Source organism: Intrasporangium sp., assembly GCF_030452765.1.
Taxonomy (GTDB): domain Bacteria; phylum Actinomycetota; class Actinomycetes; order Actinomycetales; family Dermatophilaceae; genus Intrasporangium_A.
The window spans coordinates 1-21,602 of sequence record NZ_JAKDLO010000060.1 but is presented as its reverse complement, the minus strand read 5'-3'; the positions used below and the strand labels follow the sequence as shown (position 1 = coordinate 21,602).

The following is a 21,602-nucleotide window of genomic DNA, read 5'->3' as shown; positions in this document are numbered from 1 at the left end:
GTCACCGGCGGCCACAAATCATGCCCTCACCCGGAACCCCGGCTGAATGTTTACGTCGCCGCAGGCGCCGATCTGTGCACAGTGTCGCGCGAACGGCCGCGCACTCTTGAACACATCTCGACAGACAGTGGCGGCCCTCGGACAGTGGCGGCCCGCTGACGGTGGGCGCGAGTCAGTGCAGACCGGGGAGGGCCAGGTGCCAGATCGGATCGAGCGCGACGCCGACGAAGAGCACCGTCAGGTAGGTGATCGAGTAGTGGAACAGGCGCATCGGGCGTAGCACCTTCTCCGGGGCGTCGGCCCGAGCCTTGGCAGACAGTCGGTGTGCCTCGACGAGGAAGAGGCCGCCGGATGCCAGGGCAGCGACGGTGTAGATCCAGCCCATCGGCTGGACCACGACGAGCGCCAGCGAGGTCAGCACCATCGCCCAGGAGTAGAGGACGATCTGCCTCGCGACCACGACGAACCGCTCGACGACCGGCAGCATCGGCACGTGGACCGACGCGTAGTCGCGCCGGAAACGCATCGAGAGCGGCCAGTAGTGCGGCGGCGTCCAGAAGAAGACGACCATGAAGAGGATGAACGCCGACCAGCTGACGGTGCCGGTGACGGCCGACCAGCCGATGAGCACCGGCATGCACCCGGCCGCCCCACCCCACACGATGTTCTGCTTGGTACGGCGCTTGAGCAGCAAGGTGTAGCCGACGACATAGCCGAGGATGGCGAGCACGGAGAGGCCCGCACTGAGCGAGTTGACGAAGAAGCCGAGCCACAGCGTCGACACGACACCGAGCACGATCCCGAAGGTGAGAGCCCCGGCCGGGCTGATCGTGCCGGTGACGAGCGGCCGCTTGCTCGTGCGGTGCATGACCGCGTCGATGTCACGGTCGATGTAGCAGTTGAGAGTGTTCGCCGAGCCGGCCGAGAGGGAGCCGCCGACGAGCGTCGCGACGACGAGCCACAGGTCCGGGACCCCTCCCTCGGCGAGGAACATGACCGGGATCGTCGTGATGAGCAGCAGCTCGATGATCCGCGGCTTGGTCAGGGCGAGGTACTGCCCGGCCATGAACCGCAAGCCACTGCCGCCCGGGCCTCGCAGTACCGAGAGGTCCTCGCGCGGGTCCACGGTTGTCACTGCACAGTCCTCGATTGCTGTCTCGGCGATGGGCACCGCCCACGCGGCGCTCCGTCGGAAGTCTAGCCCGTGGCTCAGCGGACAGATGATTGACAGGAGGCCTTCGCGGGACCCGAGGTAGCGGACACCACACTGCCTCGGTGCCTCATGTGCTCTGCGACACACCGAGGGATAGTCTCGGTCACATACGTGCATCCCCTTGTCCGAAGGAGACCCGTCCGTGACCAGCACCCCGACGAAAGCAAGTGCCCGCTCCCCGAGGCAGACGACGCGAACGGCGACGGATCCCCTGGCTCAACGGGACCCGTCACTTGCACTTCCCGTGAGCAGCCAAGCGGGATGGGACGACCTCGACATCCGTGCCGTCGACACCGCCCGCGTCCTCGCCGCCGATGCGGTGCAGAAGGTCGGCAACGGGCACCCGGGCACGGCCATGTCCCTCGCGCCGCTCGCCTACCTGCTCTACCAGAACTTCATGCGCCACGACCCGTCGGACCCGGCCTGGCTGGGCCGCGACCGCTTCGTGCTGTCCTGCGGGCACTCGAGCCTGACCGAGTACATCCAGCTGTACCTGTCCGGCTACGGCCTGACGATCGAGGATCTCAAGGCACTGCGGACCTGGGGCTCCCTGACCCCCGGGCACCCCGAGGTGCACCACACCGCCGGGGTGGAGATCACGACCGGCCCGCTCGGCTCGGGCCTGGCCTCCGCGGTCGGCATGGCGATGGCGCAACGTCGCCAGCGCGGCATGTTCGACCCGGACGCAAAGCCGGGGACGAGCCCGTTCGACCACCACATCTACGTCATCGCCTCCGACGGCGACATGCAGGAGGGCGTCACCCACGAGGCCTGCTCGCTCGCAGGCCACCAGCAGCTCGGCAACCTCACCGTCGTCTACGACGCGAACCAGATCTCCATCGAGGACGACACCGACATCGCCTTCTCCGAGGACGTCGGGGCGCGCTTCGAGGCCTACGGTTGGCACGTCGAGACGGTCGACTGGCGCGGCTCGGGCAACGGCGCGGCCTATGTCGAGGACGTCGACGCACTCCTCGGCGCGATCCGCTCGGGCGAGGAGTACCCCGACCAGCCCACTCTCGTCGTACTTCGTACGATCATCGCGTGGCCGGCCCCGAGCAAGCAGGACACCGGCAAGTCCCATGGCTCGGCCCTCGGCGGCGACGAGGTCGCCGCGACCAAGGAGGTTCTCGGCTTCGACCCGAGCAAGTCCTTCGTGGTCGAGCCGGCCGTCCTCAAGCGGGCCCGCGACGTCGCCAAGCGTGGCAAGGCTCTGCATCGTGACTGGACCAAGGGCTACCGCACCTGGCGCAAGGCCAACCCCGACCGGGCCGAGCTGCTCGACCGCGTCGTGGCGGGACGACCACCGGCGGGTCTGCGGCGTGCCCTGCCGAAGTTCCCCGCCGACGAGAAGGGCATCGCCACGCGCGCCGCCTCGGGCAAGGTGCTCAGTGCACTGGCCGACGTCATGCCCGAGCTCTGGGGCGGCTCGGCCGACCTGGCCGAGTCGAACAACACGACGATGGAGGGCCAGCCCTCCTTCATCCCCACCGAGCGGCAGACCCGCGAGTGGAAGGGCGGCCCCTACGGGCGCACCCTGCACTTCGGCATCCGCGAGAACGGCATGGGGATGATCCTCAACGGGATGGCGCTCGAGGGCCTCAACCGTCCGTATGGCGGCACTTTCCTCATCTTCTCCGACTACATGCGCCCGGCGGTCCGGCTCGCCGCGCTCCAGGCGGTGCCGGTCATCTTCGTGTGGACCCACGACTCCGTCGGTCTCGGCGAGGACGGCCCGACCCACCAACCGGTCGAGCACCTCGCGGCCCTGCGCGCCATCCCGGGACTCGACGTCGTCCGACCGGCCGACGCCAACGAGACGGCGGTCGCCTGGGGGGCCATCCTGCGCAACCCGACCAGGCCCGCCGGCCTGGCCCTGACCCGTCAGGCCGTGCCGACGTTCGACCGGTCACAGATGGGCAAGGCGTCCGGCGTCGCCAAGGGCGCCTACGTGCTCGTCGAGGAGTCCCGGGCCGGCAGCCCCGACGTCATCCTCGTCGCTACCGGCTCCGAGGTGCAGCTCGCCGTCGAGGCGGCGCAGCGCCTGGAGCGGCGCGGCACCGCGACCCGAGTCGTCTCGATGCCGTGCCGGGAGTGGTTCGAGCAGCAGCCGCGCTCCTACCAGCAGAAGGTGCTCCCGCCAGACGTCCGGGCCAGGGTCTCCGTGGAGGCCGGCGTCTCCTTCGGCTGGCACGACATCGTCGGAGACGCCGGCCGCACCATCAGCATCGAGCACTTCGGTGCCTCCGCCGACTACAAGACGATCTTCCGCGAGTTCGGCCTCACCGCCGACGCCGTCGTCAAGGCGGCTCGGGAGTCGATCAAGGCGGCCGCCGCTCCCGTCCACGCACCGGGCATCACCGAGACGAACCCCGACCGGCGCTCCGCCCATGGCGGCACCGACCTGTCCACCCCGCCACCCACCGCTACACGCAAGCGGGCCGCCCGCAAGAGAAAGTGACCAGCATGAGCAACCCGAACCTGCAGGCCCTCACCGACGCCGGAGTCTCGATCTGGCTCGACGACCTCTCGCGTGACCGTCTCGAGACCGGCAACCTCAAGGAGCTCATCGAGGACAGCTGCGTCGTGGGCGTGACCAGCAACCCCTCGATCTTCCAGGCTGCCCTGTCGAAGGGCGAACGGTACAACGCTGATCTGACCGCCCTGACGAAGGCAGGCAAGTCGGTCGAGGAGATCGTCTTCGACCTGACCACGTCGGACGTGCGGGACGCGTGCGACCTGTTCCTACCGATCTTCGAGTCGACCGACGGCATCGACGGGCGCGTCTCGATCGAGGTCGACCCCCGGATCGCGCACGAGACGGACCCGACGGTGCAGGAGGCCCAGCACCTCTACGCGGCCGTCGACCGGCCCAACGTCTACATCAAGATCCCGGCGACGAAGGCAGGGCTGCCGGCCATCGCAGCGACGCTGGCCCAGGGGATCAGCGTCAACGTCACGCTGATCTTCTCGCTCGAGCGCTACCGCGGCGTCATGAACGCCTTCCTCGAGGGCCTCGAGCGGGCCCACCGGGCCGGCAAGGACCTGAGGACCATCACGTCGGTCGCGTCGTTCTTCGTCTCGCGCGTCGACACGGAGGTCGACAAGCGCCTCGACGCGCTCGGCACGGACGAGGCGACGGCGCTGCGGGGCAAGGCGGGGCTGGCCAACGCACGCCTCGCCTACGAGGCCTTCGAGGAGGTCTTCGCCACGCCGCGATGGAAGTCGCTGGAGGCGGAGGGGGCCCGCGTGCAGCGACCGCTGTGGGCCTCGACCGGTGTCAAGGACCCCGCCTTCCCCGACACCCTGTACGTGACCGAGCTGGTCGCACCCGACGTCGTCAACACCATGCCGGAGAAGACCCTCGAGGCCGCCGCCGACCACGGCGACATCCACGGCGACACCGTCACCGGCACGTACGACGAGTCACGCGCGGTCCTCGACTCCCTCGAGCATCTCGGCATCTCCTACACCTCCGTCGTCGATCTGCTCGAGGACGAGGGCGTGGCGAAGTTCGAGAAGGCCTGGGACGAGCTGGGCGAGGGCGTCAAGGCCGAGATGGCCAAGGCGGGCGCATGAGCAGCCTGTCCGTTATCGCATCCGGCGCCGCTGCCGACGCGGTCTCGAGACACGTCGCGACACTCGTGAGCGACTCCGTCGCGAGCAGGCTCTTCGCGCAGGACTCCACCCTCTGGGGCCCGGACGCGGAGGACGAGGCGGGCAAGCGGCTCTCCTGGGTCGGGCTCCCCAGGTCCTCACGTCCGCTCGTCGGCGAGATCGCGGCCCTGCACGACACCCTGAGCGGGCGCGGTCTCGACCACGTCGTCCTGTGCGGAATGGGAGGCTCCTCGCTCGCCCCGGAGGTCATCTGCGCGAGCGCCGGCAAGGACATCGTCATCCTCGACTCCTCCGACCCGGACTACGTCCGCTCCGCCCTGGCGGAACGGCTGGACCGGACCATCGTCGTCGTCTCGTCCAAGTCGGGCTCGACCGTCGAGACCGACTCGCAGCGACGCGCCTACGAGCAGGCGTTCCAGGACGCCGGGATCGACCCTTCCCAGCGGATCGTCGTCGTGACCGACCCCGGCAGCCCCCTCGACCGTGAGGCCCGCAGCCGCGGCTACCACGTGGTCAACGCCGACCCGGACGTCGGCGGCCGCTACTCGGCGCTCACCGCCTTCGGCCTCGTGCCGAGCGGGCTCGCCGGGGTCGACGTCGAGGCACTGCTCGACGACGCCGAGTCCGTGGCCGACCTGCTCGCTGTCGACGACGAGGCGAACCCTGGCCTGCGCCTCGGCGCCGCACTGGCCGGCACGCAACCGCTGCGCGACAAGATCGTGCTGCTCGAAGACGGTTCCGGGATCGTCGGGTTCCCCGACTGGGCCGAACAGCTCATCGCCGAGTCCACCGGCAAGCAGGGCACCGGTCTGTTGCCGGTGGTCGTCGCGGGAGACGACGCCCCCGAGGTGCGCAGCCCGCAGCCCGACGTCACCATCGCCCGGCTCGTCGCCGCCGACGACGACGTCCGCCCCACCGGCACGGTCGCGTCGGAGGTCCGGGTGTCCGGGACGCTCGCCACCCAGATGCTTCTCTGGGAGGTCGCGACGGCGGTCGCCGGACGGCTGCTCGGCATCAACCCGTTCGACCAGCCCGATGTCGAGAGTGCCAAGCAGGCGGCCCGCGACCTGCTCGGCCAGGCCGCCGGCTCCGGGTCCGCCCCCGACGCGACCGACGGAGCCGTCGAGATCCGGGCGCTCGGCGGCGACTGGCTCGGCACCGCCGTCACGGTCGAGGACGCCGTCTCGGCGCTGCTCTCGCAGCTCGACGAGTCCAGCGGCTACGTCGCGGTCATGGCCTACCTCGACCGTCTCGTGGACGCCGACCTCGCACAGTGCCGCCAGTGGATCGCCGAGCGGACCGGCCGCCCGACCACGTTCGGCTGGGGACCCCGGTTCCTCCACTCGACGGGACAGTTCCACAAGGGCGGCCCCGCGGTCGGCGTCTACCTCCAGGTCACCGCCGAGCCCCGCGACGACCTCGACGTGCCGGGCCGCGACTTCAGCTTCGGCCAGTTCATCGCGGCCCAGGCAGCCGGCGACGCGAACGTCCTGGCCGACCACGGCCGACCGGTTCTTCGCCTGCACCTCACCGAGCACGACCGCGGACTCGCCGAGGTGCGCTCCGCGCTCGGCGGTGGGAGCAGATGAGCTCAGCCAAGGTCGCCCCGGGGGTCAACCCGCTGCGAGACGCCGAGGACAAGCGCCTCCCCCGGATCGCCGGGCCCTGTGGGCTCGTCATGTTCGGGGTGACCGGCGATCTTGCCCGCAAGAAGCTCATGCCGGCCATCTACGACCTCGCCAACCGTGGCCTGCTGCCTCCGGGGTTCTCCCTCGTCGGCTTCGCCCGTCGGGACTGGGCCGCCGAACAGTTCGGTCAGGTCGTCCACGACGCGGTGCGCCAGTGGTCCCGCACGCCCTTCTCCGAGGACGTGTGGCGCAACCTGTCCGAGGGCTTCCGCTTCGTTCCCGGCACCTTCGACGACCCCGCCGCCTTCGACCTGCTGGCCGAGACCATCGCCGATCTGGACCGCGAGCGCGGCACCGGCGGCAACCACGCCTTCTACCTGTCCATCCCCCCGGGGTTCTTCGCCCAGGTCTGCGAGCAGCTCGAACGGTGCGGCCTGGCGAAGGCAGAGGGCAGCAGCTGGCGCCGGGTCATCATCGAGAAGCCCTTCGGGCACGACCTGCAGAGCGCGCAGGAGCTCAACTCGATCGTCGAAGGAGTCTTCCCACCGGACTCGGTCTTCCGGATCGACCACTATCTCGGCAAGGAGACGGTGCAGAACCTGCTCGCCGTCCGGTTCGCCAACCAGCTCTTCGAGCCCGTCTGGAACGCGAACTACGTCGACCACGTGCAGATCACGATGGCCGAGGACATCGGGATCGGCGGCCGGGCCGGGTACTACGACGGGATCGGCGCCGCCCGCGACGTCCTGCAGAACCACCTCTTCCAGCTCCTCGCGCTCACCGCGATGGAGGAGCCCGTCTCCTTCGAGGCACGCGACCTGCGGGCCGAGAAGGAGAAGGTCCTCTCCGCGGTCCGTCTGGGCGGCGACCTCGAGAAGGTTGCCGCCCGCGGACAGTACACGTCGGGCTGGCAGGGCGCGGACGAGGTGCCCGGCTATCTCGAGGAGGACGGCGTGCCGGACGGCTCCCGCACCGAGACCTTCGCGGCGGTCAAGCTCGTGGTCGACACCCGCCGTTGGGCGAGTGTCCCGTTCTACCTGCGCACCGGCAAGCGGCTCGGCAAGCGCGTCACCGAGATCGCCGTCGTCTTCAAGCGGGCGCCGCACCTGCCGTTCGAGCACACCGCCACGGAGGAGCTCGGCCAGAACGCCATCGTCATCCGGATCCAGCCGGACGAGGGAATCACCCTCCGGTTCGGCGCCAAGGTTCCCGGCGGCCAGATGGACATCCGCGACGTGACGATGGACTTCGGCTACGGCCGGTCCTTCACCGAGGCCTCCCCGGAGGCGTACGAACGACTCATCCTCGACGTCCTGCTCGGCGACCCACCGCTCTTCCCCCGCCACGAGGAGGTCGAGCTGTCCTGGAAGATCATCGACCCGCTGCTGCGTCACTGGGAGAAGACCGGCTCCCCCGAGCAGTACTCCCCCGGCCGGTGGGGCCCGGAGTCCGCTCACGCCATCCTCGAACGCGACGGGCGAGGCTGGAGGCTGCCGTGATCCGAGACCTCAGCGACACGACCACGACGGACGTCAGCAAGACCCTCATCCGCCTGCGCAACAACGTCGGGGCGATGGCCCTCGGCCGGGTCCTCACCCTCGTCACGGTCATCGACGACACCGACGCGAGCGAGGCGATCGAGATCGCCAACCAGGCGAGTCGCCAGCACCCGTGCCGGATCATCGTCGTCATCGCCGGCGACCGCCGTGGCCGCAAGCGTCTCGACGCGCAGATCCGGCTCGGAGGTGACGCCGGCGCGAGCGAGGTCGTCGTGCTGCGCCTCTACGGCCCGCTGGCCAACCACGGCCCGAGCGTCGTCGTGCCGCTCCTGCTGCCCGACTCGCCCATCGTCGCGTGGTGGCCCGGCGAGGCACCCTCCGACGTCGCCGAAGACCCGATCGGCCGGATGGCCAAACGCCGGATCACCGATGCCGCGCAGCACCGCAACCCCCGGAAGGTCCTCAAGAAGCGCGCCGAGACATACCGCCCCGGAGACACCGACGTCTCGTGGACCCGGCTCACCCGGTGGCGCGGCCTGCTCGCCGCGACGCTCGACCAGCCGCCGTTCGAACCGGTCACCGGCGGGGTCGTCGCCGGCGCCCCCGACTCCCCCTCGACCGACCTGCTCGCCGCCTGGCTGACCATCCGGCTGCGGGTGCCGATCCGCCGGGTCTCGACCGCTCGTGGCTCCGGCATCAGTGCTGTCCGGCTCGAGCGCAGATCCGGCCCGATCGACCTCGTCCGCCCCGGAGACAAGGTCGCCACGCTCTGCCAGCCCGGCCAGCCGGACCGGCGCATCGCACTGCCCCGCCGTGACGAGGCGGAGTGCCTCGCCGACGAGCTGCGGCGCCTCGACCAGGACGACACCTACGCCGAGGCGCTCCTGGACGGCCTGAGCCAGCTGACCCCGGTGCGCCTCACCGCCGAGGAGGCCGCCCGGACCGGCGCCGGCCCGGACATCGCCGCCGCGAAGCGCCTTGCCGCGCGACTGCTGCACTCCGCCGATGCCGAGGACGCCTCCGCCATGGTCACCGCGCCCCCGGCGAACTCCGAGCAGACCCCGTGACCTGTCAGCCGGCCACGGATGGGTATGCCGCTCAGCGGAGGCCCGCTCAGCGGTATACGTCGTCGGTATCCGTCGTCAGTGGTCCGGACGTCCACGGGCTCACTGGATGAGGCCGCGCTCTCGTAGCGCCGTCAACGCCTCGTCGAGGATGGCGGCGCCGTCGGCATCGCTGCGGCGCTCCTTCACGTAGGCCAGGTGCGTCTTGTACGGCTCGACCCTGGGTGGAGCGGGGGGGTTGTGCTGGTCCTGCCCAGCCGGGAAGCCGCAGCGCGGGCAGTCCCACTGGTCCGGGAGCACCATGCCGGGCTCTTCCGCGAAGCTGGGCCGGGTCTCGTGCCCGTTGGAGCACCAGTAGGAGATGTGCACCCGCGGCGCTGCCTCGCCGCGCTCGGCCTCACCCATGGGACCGGCCCCGACACGGCTGCCTCGGATCGCGTTGCCACTCGCCATTGTCGTCGCCCTCTCTCAGCTCGCGAACCGGGCCAACAGGCCCAGACCGATGATCGCCGCGACCCAGATGACCGCGATGGCGACCGTGAAGCGGTCGAGGTTGCGCTCGGCCACGGACGACCCACCGAGGGACGTCGACATGCCGCCGCCGAACATGTCGGACAGGCCGCCACCCTTGCCCTTGTGCAACAGGATGAACAGCGTCAGGACCGCGCTGGAGACCACCAGCAGGACCTGGAGCACGATGCGAACCGCATCCACCAGCGTCACTCCATCTCGATCGATCACCGGGCTCGGTGGGTGCCGAGCACTCCGACAGGATACCTGCCCATCCTTCAGGTCGCGGTCACGTGGTCCCGGTAGCGGCAGATCGAGGCGAACTCGGCCGGGTCGAGCGAGGCACCGCCGACGAGAGCACCGTCGACGTCGTCCTGCGCCATGATGGCCGCGATGTTGGCGGCCTTGACGCTGCCGCCGTAGAGGATCCGGACGCCGTCCGCGAGCTCGGTCGAGTAGAGCTCACCCAGCAGGGCCCGGATCGCTCCGCACACCGCCTGCGCATCGTCCGGTGTGGCGACCTCGCCGGTGCCGATCGCCCAGATCGGCTCGTACGCGATGACGATCGAGGACGACTGGTCGGCCGGGAGCCCTGCCAGCGCGGCGCGCAGCTGCCCGGTCACGTGCGCCACCTGACCGCCCGCCTGACGGATGCCGAGGGCCTCGCCGCAGCACAGGATGGGGACGAGATCATGGCTGTATGCCGCGCGCACCTTGGCCGCGACGACCTCGTCGGTCTCGTGGTGGCCCTCGCGGCGCTCACTGTGACCGACGACGACGTAGGTGCAGCCGAGCTTGCGCAGGAACGCGCCCGAGATGTCGCCGGTGTAGGCGCCGGAGGTCTGCGGTGAGAGGTCCTGGCCGCCGTAGCGCAGCTCGAGCCGGTCTCCCTCGACGAGGGTCTGGACCGATCGCAGGTCGGTGAACGGCGGCAGGACGGCGACCTCGACGGCCGCGTAGTCGTGCCTGGCGTCCCGCAGAGTCCAGTCGAGCTTCTGGACGAGGTGGGTCGCCTGTAGGTGGTCGAGGTTCATCTTCCAGTTGCCCGCCATCAGCGGGATGCGCGTCATGGGGTCAGCGGGCTCGGTGCGTGCCATCAGGTGTCACCTTCCTCGAGAACGTGCAGGCCGGGCAGGTCCTTGCCCTCGAGGAACTCGAGGCTTGCCCCTCCCCCCGTCGAGATGTGGCCGAAGTCGCTGTCGGCGAAGCCGAGCTGGCGCACCGCCGCCGCGCTGTCGCCGCCACCGACGACGGTGAGGGCGCCCTTGGCCGTGACGTCGGCCAGAGACTGCGCGATCGCCCTCGTGCCGGCCGCGAACGGTGCCATCTCGAAGGCTCCCATCGGGCCGTTCCAGAAGACGGTGCGGCAGTCGGCCAGCCGATCCGCGAAGAGCCGGGCCGACTCGGGCCCGATGTCGAGACCCATCTCGTCGGGCGGGATCTGGTCGGTCGGCACGACCCGGTGAGCGGCCTCGGCGCTGAAGGCACCGGCGACGACGATGTCGACGGGCAGGACGATCTCGACGCCCTTCGCCTTCGCCTCGTCGAGGTAGCCACGGACGGTCTCGACCTGGTCCGCCTCGAGCAGGCTCGTGCCGACCTCGAGGCCTTGCGCCTTGAGGAACGTGAAGACCATGCCGCCACCGATGAGGAGGCGGTCGGCGGTGCCGAGGAGACTGCCGATGACGCCGAGCTTGTCCGAGACCTTGGCCCCACCGAGGACGACGGCATACGGCCGGTCCGGCTGGTGGGTCAGCCGTCGCAGCACCTCGACCTCGGTCGCGACGAGGCCCCCGGTCGCGTGCGGCAGCAGCTTCGCGACGTCGTAGACGGAGGCCTGGGCGCGGTGCACCACGCCGAAGCCGTCCGAGACGAAGGCGTCGGCCAGAGCGGCGAGCTGCGCGGCGAACTCGGCCCGCTCGTCGTCCTTCTTGGCGGTCTCGCCAGGGTTGAACCGGAGGTTCTCGAGCAGCACGACCCCACCTTCCGGCATGGCCTCGACGGCGGCGCGAGCGCTCGGCCCGACGGTGTCGTCGGCGAAGGCCACCGGCCGGCCCAGGACCTCGCCGAGCCGCTTCGCCACGGGGGCGAGCGAGTATGCGGGATCGGGCGCCCCCTTGGGCCGTCCGAGGTGGGCGCACACGATGACGCGTGCCCCCCGCTCGGCCAGCTGGAGGATCGTCGGCGCAGATGCCCGGATCCGGCCGTCGTCGGTGATGGCCGTACCGTCCAGCGGGACGTTGAGGTCGGAGCGGACGAGGACGCGTCTGCCGCGCACGTCCCCGAGGTCGGCGATCGTCTTCACGTCGTCCCTTCGGTCGTCGGTCAGGTCAGCAGTGGTCGGGTCAGAGGCCGCGGGTCCGCGGCCGGCGGGTCAGAGACTTTGACCGACGAGCCGGATGAGGTCGAGGAGGCGGTTCGAGTAGCCCCACTCGTTGTCGTACCAGCCGACGACCTTGACCTGGTTGCCGCTGACCTTCGTCAGGCCCGAGTCGAAGATGCAGGAGGCGGGATCGGTGACGATGTCACTCGAGACGATGGGGTCCTCGGTGTAGACGAGGTAGCCCTTGAGCGGCCCCTCCGCGGCGGCGCGCACGATCTGGTTGACCTCCTCGACCGAGGTCTCGCGTGGCGCCTCGAAGGTCAGGTCGGTCGCGGAGCCGGTCGGGACCGGCACCCGCAGCGCATAGCCGTCGAGCCTGCCCTTGAGCTCGGGCAGCACGAGCGCGACGGCCTTGGCGGCCCCGGTCGTCGTCGGGACGATGTTGATCGCGGCCGCGCGTGCCCGGCGCAGGTCCTTGTGCGGCCCGTCCTGGAGGTTCTGGTCCTGGGTGTAGGCGTGGATCGTCGTCATCAGGCCCCGGACGATGCCGAGGCCGTCGTTGAGCGCCTTCGCCATCGGGGCAAGACAGTTCGTCGTGCAGGATGCGTTGCTGATGATCGTGTGCTTCGCACCGTCGTACAGGTCGTCGTTGACGCCCATCACGATGGTGATGTCCTCGTTCTTCGCCGGGGCGGAGATGACGACCTTCTTGGCACCGGCATCGAGGTGCGCCTTCGCCTTCGTCGCGTCGGTGAACAACCCGGTCGACTCGAGGACGATGTCCGCGCCGAGCTCACCCCAGGGCAGCTTGGCCGGGTCTCTCTCGGCGAGGGACCTGATGACCTTGCCGTCGACCTCGATGCCGCCCTCGACGACCCTGACCTCGCCCGGGAAACGCCCGAGGATGGAGTCGTACTTGAGCAGGTGCGCCTGCGTGTCGTCGTCACCGAGGTCGTTGAACGCGACGACCTCGATGTCGGCGCCCGCTTCCTTCACGGCCCGGTAGAAGTTGCGACCGATACGGCCGAAGCCGTTGATACCAACGCGAACAGTCACTGCGGTCAACCTCCGAGACGGGTTGTGTCGTTGTTGTGGGGACCTCGTCCTCCACCCCAACCCTAATGGGGCTTCGCGTCGGCGCGACAATCCGTGTCACCACGCCGCCGGATCACCCGTCGTCGAGGGCGGCCTTCATGTGTTCCTCGAGTTGCTCCAAGGTCGTGCTCCGGGAGACGAGCCCACGCATCACGCCGACGGGCAGGTGCCCGGTCTCCTGGGTGAGCCAGCAGTCCTTGCCCTGCTCGGCGTATCCGGTCGGCACGGTGAAGGTCGGCACGTCGGAGCGAGGTGCATCGGAGAGCACCCAGTCGAAGGGCGGAGCCGCCGCGACCCGGTCGCCGAGCCCGGCCGTGACTGGGTCTACGCCGCACCACGACAGGACCGTGGAGATCATCGACGTGTGGTCGAGCTTGACGTCCGCCTTCGGCGAGCGGAAGACGGTGCCGGCCGCGATCCACGGTGACACGAGGAGTGCTGGCACGCGGACGCCATAGCGGTCGAAGGCGAACCCGTCGGGCCCGCGGTGCCCGTCCGGCGTCACAGCACCCCACCCGGGGTCGACGTGGTCGTAAGTCCCACCGTGCTCGTCGAACATGACGACCAGCAACGTGCGCTGCCAGGCAGCGTTGTTCGCGATGAGGGCCTCGTAGATCTCGTTGAGGAAGGCCTCGCCCGGTCCCATCCAGGTGGGCGGGTGGTAGTCATTGCCCTGGGAACCGTAGATCCTGCCGAAGATCTCTCCGCACAGGAAGCCGGATCCGTCCTTGTCGCCCATGCCGTAACCCCACTTGGGCTCCAGATAGGTGAACCTGGGCAGCCCACCGGAGCGCGCCTTGGTGTAGAACGTGTCGATCGGGGCGATCTCACCCTCGGCGAGCACGTCCGAGCAGCGCGGGAAGGTGTACTGCGTGTAGCACTGCCCGTCCTTCCAGATGTCGTGGTAGTAGATGCCCCAGGTCGTGCCCTTCGGCAAGGCGTTCCAGATCGTCTTCGTGTCGAACTGCTCTACGGCGTCCCAGGTGTTGTTGACGCGGCCGAGGGAGGTGCCACAGAGGGAGAAGGCACGATTGGGGTTCGTCTGTGTGGGAACGGACGAGAACCAGGCGTCGCTGAGGGCATACGCACGGGCGAGCCCGTTGAGGACGGGCAGCTGCGCAGGTGAGTACGCCTCCATGACCTGGGCCAGCTGCTCCCACGTCTCGTAGAAGGCGTCGTAGTCGTAGGCGAATCCGGCCATCGCCGCCGGGGTCCCGTTGGGTGGGTTGGTCTTGGTCGGGTGCTCCGGCGACCCGAAGAGCTGTTGGGTGACGTGCTCGTACTCCTCGCCGGGATCAAAGCCCGGCACGCGCAGCGGCTGCGGCGGCACGCCGTCGTGACCGGTCGCGCCGACGGTGCCCTTGGTGGCCGGAAGGGCCCTCCCGTCGTAGGAGTTGGAGTAGTCCCCGGTCTGCAGGCCCTGGTACACCGAGGTCGTGTCTGCGCCCACGATGTGCGGCGGCTCGCCGTCCGGGTAGAGCCAGCCCAGCACGCTGTCGAGTGATCGGTTCTCCATCATCACCACGACGACGTGGTCGATCTTGTCGCGCATTGCGTCCTCCTTGGAACGGTGGCGGGCCCCCCCCCAGGTGGGGCGCCCCCACACCCCCCGCCCGGCGGGGGCGGGGGCTTGGGCCCGGAGGGCGGGCGCGGGGCGTGGGGGGCCCCCCCCCCGCGGGGGGGCCCCCCCACAACTCGCCGAGCCATGCTGCGTGCGCTCAGTGGAACGCCACGGTCAGGGTGTGTAGCCACTGCCCGAGTTGGCGTAGACGTAGCCGTTGTCGCTCGACCAGTAGGACAGTTGGGCGTTGGAGTAGAGCGAGGTGAGGACGTCACCGTTGAGGGTCCAGCCGCGGGCGCCGATCCAGTTGTAGAAGCCGACGTAGTGGTAGCCGTCGCTGACGGACAGGTAGCGGGAGGAGTCTGCCGCGTTGCGGTAGTAGAGGACGCCCTTCCACACGTAGGGCTGGACGGATACCGCGGCGGCCTGGCTCGTGACGACGCACCATTGGCCGCTGTCCTGCCCGAGCCAGCCGACGGAGGCTCCCTGCGCGAACAGCTCGACCTGCTGCGACTGGCCCTCGGCGGGGGCCTGGGCACCAGCCTCTCGTTGCGAAACGTGGTGACGTGTGCCGACTTCGTAGTTCGCGACACAAGACCGACACTAGATCGCCGGGCCGGACAACCCGGATGACTTGGGGGCAGCCGAAGTGGCACATTCGTTGGCCGACCAGCTCTGCGACCGGGCCACCGCTGCATCCCGTTCGACCGGGCGCCGACGCCGGCGGGCCGGTCAGTCGAGCAGGTCCGCGCCGAGGTTGGCCTCGGTCCCGGGCACCCCGAGCTCGTCGGCACGCCGGTCAGCCATCGCCAGGAGCCGCCGGATCCGGCCGGCCACGGCGTCCTTGGTCATCGGTGGGTCCGCGAGCTGTCCCAGCTCCTCGAGGCTCGCCTCCTTGTGTGCGAGCCGCAGCAGCCCGGCCTGCCTCAGGTGGTCGGGGATGTCGTCGCCGAGCAGCTCCATGGCCCGCTCCACCCGAGCGCCTGCCGCCACCGCGGCGCGGGCCGAGCGGCGCAGGTTCGCGTCGTCGAAGTTGGCCAGCCGGTTTGCCGTGGCCCGGACCTCGCGGCGCATCCGGCGCTCCTCCCAGGCGAGGACGGCGTCGTGCGCGCCGAGCCGGGTCAGCATCGCCCCGATCGCGTCGCCGTCGCGGATCACGACCCGGTCGACACCCCGGACCTCGCGGGCCTTGGCCGGGACCCCGATGCGGCGACCGGCGCCGACGAGCGCCAGAGCTGCCTCGGGACCGGGGCAGGTGACCTCGAGCGCAGCGGAGCGTCCCGGCTCGGTGAGCGACCCGTGAGCGAGGAACGCTCCGCGCCAGGCGGCCTCGGAGTCGCAGGTGGCCGCGCTGACGACCTTGGGCGGCAGGCCGCGCACGGGACGTCCGCGCGGGTCGACCAAGCCGGTCTGGCGGGCGAGCGCGGCACCGTCCTCGACAACCCGCACCACGTAGCGTGACCCACGGCGTAGCCCCCCCGCGGCGAGCACGAGGACGTCACTTCGGTGGCCGTACACCTCGGTCAGGTTCTGTCGGAGCCGCCGAGCGGCGTTTGCGGTGTCGAGCTCGGCCTCGACGACGATCTGCCCCCCGATCAGGTGCAGACCCCCTGCGAAGCGCAGCATGGTCGACACCTCGGCCTTACGGCAGCAGGTCTTGGTGATGTCCAGCCGCGAGAGCTCGTCCTTCACCTTCGCTGTCATCGCCATGCCGACATCCTGCCACTCGGCTGGGCACTCGGCTCATCCGAGACCCGGGCTCGGCCGAGCCGGAAATCGGTTGCGGTCTCGAGGCAGCCGGGCGCGCGGGCCGTCGGCGCCGTGAGCCCAGCAGGGTCAACCGATCACATCGCGGAACGCTGCCGCCAGTCGGAGCGGGTCGTGGACTGCCGGGTTGCCCGGCACGGCGACCGGTGTCACGACGAGCTCGGCCCCCAGGTCCTCGGCAGCCGAACGCAGGGATGCGGCGTCGAGCACCACGGACGGGTCGGCGAGCACGACGTCGATACGCAGCTCCGGCGCGTTCGCCGCGAGCGAGGCCAGGTGGTCCTCGGCGCGGAAGTCGCGGGTCTCGTCCCGGTCGATCTCGAGGTTGAGGGCGAGCAGCCTCTGGGCCCCGGTGTCGCCCAGGGCGTCGGCGAGGTCGGGGACGAGCAGGTGCGGCATGACCGAGGTGAACCAGGACCCGGGGCCGAGGACGACCCAGTCGGCATCGGCCACCGCCTCGAGCGCCTCCGTGCACGGTCTGGGGCACGTCGGGACGATGCCGATGGACAGGACCCGCCCGGGCGACGACGCGACGAGGTGCTGGCCCCGCACCTCGACGACCTCGTCCGGATGGGCCGGGTCGTGGCCGGCGACCTCGGCGACGATCTCGAGGGGCTCGGCCGCCATGGGCAGGACCCGCCCGTGCACACCGAGCAGGCGCCCGACGAGGTCGAGGCCGTCGACGGTGTCGCCGAGCAGCTCCCAGAGCGAGACGATCATGAGGTTGCCGAGTGCGTGCCCACGCAGGTCCCCCTCCCCGGCGAACCGGTGCTGCAGGACGTCCCGCCACGTGTGCCCCCACTCGGAGTCGTCGCACAGGGCGGCGAGGGCCATCCTCAGGTCGCCTGGCGGCAGGACGTCGAAGTCGCGCCTGAGCCGGCCGCTCGAGCCGCCGTCGTCGGCGACGGTGGCGATGGCCGTGACGTTGTCGGTCAGCAGGCGCAGGGCGGACAGGGTGGCCGAGAGCCCGTGTCCCCCGCCGAGGGCTACGATGCGCCGCTGGTGGGCCGGTATCGGGCTGAGGGCCCGTCCGGCGGGGTTGGTCGCAGGACGGCCCGGCTGATGGTGCCGCTGCCCACCGTGGGTCGACGACTGGCTCATTCCCGACCCAGGTCGCGGTGGACGACGAAGGTGTCGACCAGCTCGCGGTCGAGCCGGTCGGCCAGCGCCTCGGCCATCGCGACGGAGCGGTGCTTGCCGCCGGTGCAGCCGACGGCGACGGTCACGTAGCGGCGTCCCTCGCGGACATAGCCGCCCACCATCGTCTCGAGGAGGGCGTCCGCACGGTCGAGGAACTCGAGCGCCCCCTCCTGGTCCATGACGTATCCCGACACCCGTTCGTCGCGTCCCGTGAGCGGGCGCAGCTCCGGGATCCAGTGCGGGTTGGGCAGGAAGCGCATGTCGAGGACGATGTCGGCGTCGAGCGGCAGACCGTACTTGAAGCCGAACGACATGACGGCGATCCGCAGCTGCGCCGTCTGCTCCCCGGAGAAGAGCGAGTTCACCTTCGCCGACAACTGGTGGACGTTGAGCCCGGAGCTGTCGATGACGACGTCTGCGGCGGAGCGGAGATCGACGAGCATGGCGCGTTCCTTCTGGATGCCGTCGAGGAGCCGGCCGTCGCCCTGGAGTGGGTGGGGCCGACGGACACTCTCGAAACGGCGGACGAGGGTCTCGTCCGTCGCGTCGAGGAAGACCACGCTCGGGTCCTCGCCGTGCGTCTTCATGGCATCGATCGCGGCCGCGAGGTGGGTGAACCAGAGCCGGGAGCGGACGTCCACGACGACGGCCACCTTGCGCAGCGCGGCCTCGGGGTTACGGGCGATCGCCTGGTCCCGCAGGGCGGCGAGACCGGAGAGCATCTGCGGCGGCAGGTTGTCGACGACGAGCCAGCCGAGGTCCTCGAGGACGTTCGCCGTCGTCGTCCGCCCGGCACCGCTCATCCCGGTCACGATGACGATCGGCGAGTCGGACAGGGCGACGTGCGTCGGGCTGGTCGGTGCGGTCATTCGAGGACCTCTCCCGTCGTGAGGTTGACTGCGGGCTGCGGTGTCGACCCGGCGAGGTGGGTGGCGATGGTCTCGGCGAGCGCGGGACCGATGCCCCGGACTGTCATCATGTCGGCTGCGCTCGCCACACGCAGACGCTTGACCGAGCCGAAGTGACGCAGCAGCGCCTTCTGCCGTCCTGGTCCCAGGCCGGGGATGCCGTCGAGGGCCGAGCTGGTCATGGCCTTCGAGCGTCGTTGCCGGTGGAAGGTGATCGCGAAGCGGTGCGCCTCGTCGCGCAGCCGCTGCAGGAGGTAGAGCCCCTCGCTCGTCCGGGGCAGGATGACCGGATAGTCGTGCCGGGGCAGCCAGACCTCCTCGAGGCGCTTGGCGAGCCCGGCCAGGGCGACCTCCTCGATCCCGAGCTCGTCGAGGACGGCCTGCGCGGCGCCCACCTGGGGCAGGCCGCCGTCGACGACGACCAGGCTCGGTGGATAGGCGAAGCGGCGGGGCCGGCCGGTCTCGGGGTCGATCGGCCCGCTGCGCCCCGCCGCGCCCGGCTGCTCCTCGCCACCGCCCATGGCGGCGGCCTGCAGGTCGAGGTCTCCGGAGCCCTCGGCCTCCTCGAGGTAGCGGCGGAACCTGCGCCCGAGCACCTCGCGCATCGCGGCCGTGTCGTCGACCGTCACGGCGCCGTCACCGGCATCGTCGACGCCCCCGCGGACGATGAACCGGCGATACTCGCTCTTGCGGGGCAGTCCGTCCTCGAAGACGACCATGCTGGCCACGACGTTCGTGCCCTGGACGTGGCTGACGTCGTAGCACTCGATCCGCAGGGGCGCCTCGTCGAGGGCGAGCGCCTCCTGCAGCTCCTGCAGGGCCCGGCTGCGCAGGGTCAGGTCACCGGCCCTGGCGACCTTGTGCCGGGCGAGGGACTGCTGGGCGTTGCGGGTCACCGTCTCCATGAGGGTCTTCTTGTCGCCGCGCCGGGGAACCCGGAGGTCGACCCGCGCACCGCGCAGGCCCGAGAGCCACTCCTGGGTGGCATCGGCGTCGGAGGGCAGGACCGGCAGCAGCACCTCCTTGGGAACCGTGTCGGCGTCGCCATACACCTGTTGGAGCAGGTGCCCCACGAGGGTGGGCACCTGCTCGCTCTCCTTCTCGACGACCCAGCCGCGCTGCCCCCGGATGCGGCCACCGCGGACGTGGAAGACCTGGACGGCCGCCTCGAGAGGGTCGTCGGCGAGACCGAAGACGTCTGCGTCGGTGGCGTCGCCGAGCACGACGGTCTGCTTCTCGAGAGCTTTCGTCAGGGCCACGATGTCGTCGCGCAGCCGCGCGGCCCGTTCGAAGTCGAGCTCGGCCGCGGCCTCGCGCATCCGGGTCTCGAGGCGCCGGACGAAGCGGCTCGTGTTGCCGGCCATGAAGTCGCAGAACTCCTCGGCGATGGCCCGGTGTTCCTCGGCGGTCACCCGGCCGACGCACGGTGCCGAGCACTTGTCGATGTAGCCGAGCAGGCACGGGCGCCCACTGGCGTGGGCACGGCGGAAGACCCCGCTCGAGCAGGTGCGGACGGGGAAGACCCGCAACAGCAGGTCGAGCGTCTCGCGGATCGCCCACGCATGGCCGTAGGGGCCGAAGTAGCGGGTGCCCTTCCGCTTCGCCCCGCGCATCACCTGCGCCCGGGGGAACTCCTCCCCCATGGTGACCGCGAGGTAGGGATAGGACTTGTCGTCCCGGTACTTGACGTTGAACCGCGGGTCGAACTCCTTGATCCACGAGTACTCGAGCGCGAGGGCCTCGACCTCGGTCCGGACCACCGTCCACTCGACGGAGGCGGCCGTCGTGACCATCGTGGTGGTCCGCGGGTGCAGCGCGGCGACGTCCTGGAAGTACGACGACAGCCGGGGCCGGAGCGACTTGGCCTTGCCGACGTAGATGACCCGGTCGTGCCGGTCGCGGAAGCGGTACACGCCGGGCTCGAGCGGGATCTCGCCCGGTCTGGGACGGTAGGTCGACGGGTCCGGCACACCCCCACTCTAGGTTCTGTCAGGTCGCGGACTCTCCCAGGACGCGGGTCGCGTCACCGCACGGAGATGGTCGACCCGGTGAGGGTGACCGGCAGGGTCGTCAGCCCGCGCGGAGCAGGACCGGCGATGCGCTCGCCGGTCGTCGCGTCGAACGTGCTGCCGTGGCACGGGCAGCGGATGACGTTGTCGACGATGTCGGTGACCTCACACCCCTGGTGCGGGCAGATCGCGTCGAACGCCTTGAACGTCCCTTCGGCGGGCTGCGTGATCACGACCCGGGCGCCGGCGATGACCTTCCCGCCGTCGAGGGGGATCTCGGAGGTCGGTATGCCGCTCACCGGACTCGGGGTGGCATCTCCGCCGCCGCTCGAGGTGGAGCACGCGGCGAGAGCAGCCGCTGCCGCCGCAACCCCCGCGGCCCCGAGGACCACCCGCCGGGTCGACCCCGTCTCGTCCTGCCGGTCCTGCCCGGACGCGAGGCGGTAGGACATGCCGCTGCTCATGCCCACTGCCGCGCCTCTTCCCGCCGCTCCGGGCCTTCCTCGCTGGCGCTCGGTCGGGTCCTCGGTCTGTCGTCGACAAGACACCTCGCTCGTTTCCTCACGTCGGTCGGCGCTCATGCACTCGCCTTCCGGTTGGTGGACCGGGCCGACGGGCGGGTCGACGAGCCGGCCTTGCGCGCCCCGGACCGGGCCGCCCGCTCGGGAGACCGAGCCGTACGGGCGAGGATCGGGGCGAGGAAGCGGCCCGTGTGGCTCGCCTCGATCGCGGCGACGTCCTCGGGCGTGCCGGTCGCGACCACCGTGCCGCCGCGGGAGCCGCCCTCGGGCCCGAGGTCGATGATCCAGTCGGCGTTCTTGATGACGTCGAGGTTGTGCTCGATGACGATGACGGTGTTGCCCTTGTCGACCAAGCCCTGGAGCACCGCCAGGAGCTTGCGGATGTCCTCGAAGTGCAGGCCGGTCGTCGGCTCGTCCAGGACGTAGACGGTGCGTCCGGAGGAGCGCTTCTGCAGCTCGCTCGAGAGCTTGACGCGCTGCGCCTCCCCGCCGGAGAGGGTCGGCGCCGGCTGGCCGAGCCGGACATAGCCGAGCCCGACGTCGTTGAGGGTGCTCAGGTGTCGCGAGATCGCGGGCACGGCCTCGAAGAACTCGGCCGCCTCCTCGATGGGCATGTCGAGGACATCGGCGATCGTCCGGCCCTTGAAGTGGACCTCGAGCGTCTCGCGGTTGTAGCGGGCGCCGTGGCACTCCTCGCAGGGGACGTAGACGTCGGGCAGGAAGTTCATCTCGATCTTGATCGTGCC

Annotated in this window: 18 protein-coding genes and 1 pseudogene; 5 read left to right on the top strand and 14 right to left on the bottom strand. The window is 70.5% G+C overall.

The genetic code is table 11. From position 1 onward, the window contains the following. Positions 1 to 172 precede the first annotated feature (172 nt). Positions 173 to 1,066: a heme o synthase gene (locus L0H79_RS09670; protein WP_301484388.1), complete on the bottom strand. Its 894-nt coding sequence runs from the start codon at positions 1,064 to 1,066 to the stop codon at positions 173 to 175. A 391-nt stretch (positions 1,067 to 1,457) separates the two neighbouring features. On the opposite strand from L0H79_RS09670, the gene tkt reads away from it, so the two are divergent. The 5 genes from tkt to L0H79_RS09645 are packed head-to-tail and all read left to right on the top strand — an operon-like array spanning position 1,458 to position 9,025. Next, complete coding sequence (gene tkt, locus L0H79_RS09665) at positions 1,458 to 3,674, top strand: transketolase (protein ID WP_301484387.1); 2,217 nt, start codon at positions 1,458 to 1,460, stop codon at positions 3,672 to 3,674. A 5-nt stretch (positions 3,675 to 3,679) separates the two neighbouring features. Next, positions 3,680 to 4,792 carry a transaldolase gene (gene tal, locus L0H79_RS09660; protein ID WP_301484386.1) on the top strand — a complete coding sequence of 371 codons (1,113 nt, stop codon included), beginning with the start codon at positions 3,680 to 3,682 and terminating at the stop codon, positions 4,790 to 4,792. Further along, entirely contained in the window at positions 4,789 to 6,420 is a 1,632-nt protein-coding gene (locus L0H79_RS09655) for a glucose-6-phosphate isomerase (protein WP_301484385.1), read from the top strand. Before tal ends, L0H79_RS09655 begins: the two co-directional genes overlap by 4 nt. Continuing rightward, a complete protein-coding gene (gene zwf, locus L0H79_RS09650) occupies positions 6,417 to 7,958 on the top strand; it encodes a glucose-6-phosphate dehydrogenase (protein ID WP_301484384.1) in 1,542 nt (513 codons plus the stop codon). Before L0H79_RS09655 ends, zwf begins: the two co-directional genes overlap by 4 nt. Further along, a complete protein-coding gene (locus L0H79_RS09645; protein ID WP_301484383.1) occupies positions 7,955 to 9,025 on the top strand; it encodes a glucose-6-phosphate dehydrogenase assembly protein OpcA in 1,071 nt (356 codons plus the stop codon). Before zwf ends, L0H79_RS09645 begins: the two co-directional genes overlap by 4 nt. Before the next feature lie 99 nt (positions 9,026 to 9,124). Here the strand turns inward: L0H79_RS09645 and L0H79_RS09640 are convergent, their stop codons facing one another. The 13 genes and pseudogenes from L0H79_RS09640 to L0H79_RS09580 all read right to left on the bottom strand — a co-directional run. Further along, positions 9,125 to 9,475 carry an RNA polymerase-binding protein RbpA gene (locus L0H79_RS09640; RefSeq protein WP_301484382.1) on the bottom strand — a complete coding sequence of 117 codons (351 nt, stop codon included), beginning with the start codon at positions 9,473 to 9,475 and terminating at the stop codon, positions 9,125 to 9,127. Positions 9,476 to 9,490: 15 nt separating this feature from the next. After that, a complete protein-coding gene (gene secG / locus L0H79_RS09635; RefSeq protein WP_301484381.1) occupies positions 9,491 to 9,736 on the bottom strand; it encodes a preprotein translocase subunit SecG in 246 nt (81 codons plus the stop codon). Positions 9,737 to 9,810: 74 nt separating this feature from the next. Beyond that, positions 9,811 to 10,629 (bottom strand): triose-phosphate isomerase, encoded by an 819-nt coding sequence (tpiA, locus tag L0H79_RS09630; RefSeq protein WP_301484380.1) that lies wholly within the window; start codon positions 10,627 to 10,629, stop codon positions 9,811 to 9,813. Beyond that, a complete protein-coding gene (gene pgk, locus L0H79_RS09625; RefSeq protein WP_301484379.1) occupies positions 10,629 to 11,837 on the bottom strand; it encodes a phosphoglycerate kinase in 1,209 nt (402 codons plus the stop codon). The genes tpiA and pgk overlap by 1 nt, the downstream gene beginning before the upstream one ends. Positions 11,838 to 11,906: 69 nt before the next feature. Further along, the gene (gene gap, locus L0H79_RS09620; RefSeq protein ID WP_301484378.1) at positions 11,907 to 12,911 is read right to left on the bottom strand and encodes a type I glyceraldehyde-3-phosphate dehydrogenase; all 1,005 of its coding nucleotides are present in this window, start codon (positions 12,909 to 12,911) and stop codon (positions 11,907 to 11,909) included. A 112-nt stretch (positions 12,912 to 13,023) separates the two neighbouring features. Continuing rightward, on the bottom strand, positions 13,024 to 14,502 hold the full coding sequence (locus L0H79_RS09615) for an alkaline phosphatase family protein (protein ID WP_301484377.1): 1,479 nt from the start codon (positions 14,500 to 14,502) through the stop codon (positions 13,024 to 13,026). Between the two features lie 183 nt (positions 14,503 to 14,685). Continuing rightward, positions 14,686 to 14,910, bottom strand: a complete 225-nt coding sequence (locus tag L0H79_RS09610; RefSeq protein WP_301484376.1) for a hypothetical protein — start codon at positions 14,908 to 14,910, stop codon at positions 14,686 to 14,688. Between the two features lie 333 nt (positions 14,911 to 15,243). Continuing rightward, positions 15,244 to 16,221, bottom strand: a complete 978-nt coding sequence (whiA, locus tag L0H79_RS09605; protein WP_301484375.1) for a DNA-binding protein WhiA — start codon at positions 16,219 to 16,221, stop codon at positions 15,244 to 15,246. Positions 16,222 to 16,347: 126 nt separating this feature from the next. Continuing rightward, positions 16,348 to 17,379, bottom strand: a complete 1,032-nt coding sequence (gene yvcK / locus L0H79_RS09600) for a uridine diphosphate-N-acetylglucosamine-binding protein YvcK (protein ID WP_301484374.1) — start codon at positions 17,377 to 17,379, stop codon at positions 16,348 to 16,350. Then, complete coding sequence (rapZ, locus tag L0H79_RS09595; RefSeq protein WP_301484373.1) at positions 17,376 to 18,287, bottom strand: RNase adapter RapZ; 912 nt, start codon at positions 18,285 to 18,287, stop codon at positions 17,376 to 17,378. The genes yvcK and rapZ overlap by 4 nt, the downstream gene beginning before the upstream one ends. Beyond that, the gene (gene uvrC / locus L0H79_RS09590; protein WP_301484372.1) at positions 18,284 to 20,296 is read right to left on the bottom strand and encodes an excinuclease ABC subunit UvrC; all 2,013 of its coding nucleotides are present in this window, start codon (positions 20,294 to 20,296) and stop codon (positions 18,284 to 18,286) included. Before uvrC ends, rapZ begins: the two co-directional genes overlap by 4 nt. Before the next feature lie 53 nt (positions 20,297 to 20,349). Further along, positions 20,350 to 20,799: a Rieske (2Fe-2S) protein gene (locus L0H79_RS09585; protein ID WP_301484371.1), complete on the bottom strand. Its 450-nt coding sequence runs from the start codon at positions 20,797 to 20,799 to the stop codon at positions 20,350 to 20,352. A gap of 113 nt (positions 20,800 to 20,912) precedes the next feature. Further along, positions 20,913 to 21,602 (bottom strand): annotated as a pseudogene (locus tag L0H79_RS09580) (excinuclease ABC subunit A); the annotation flags it as partial.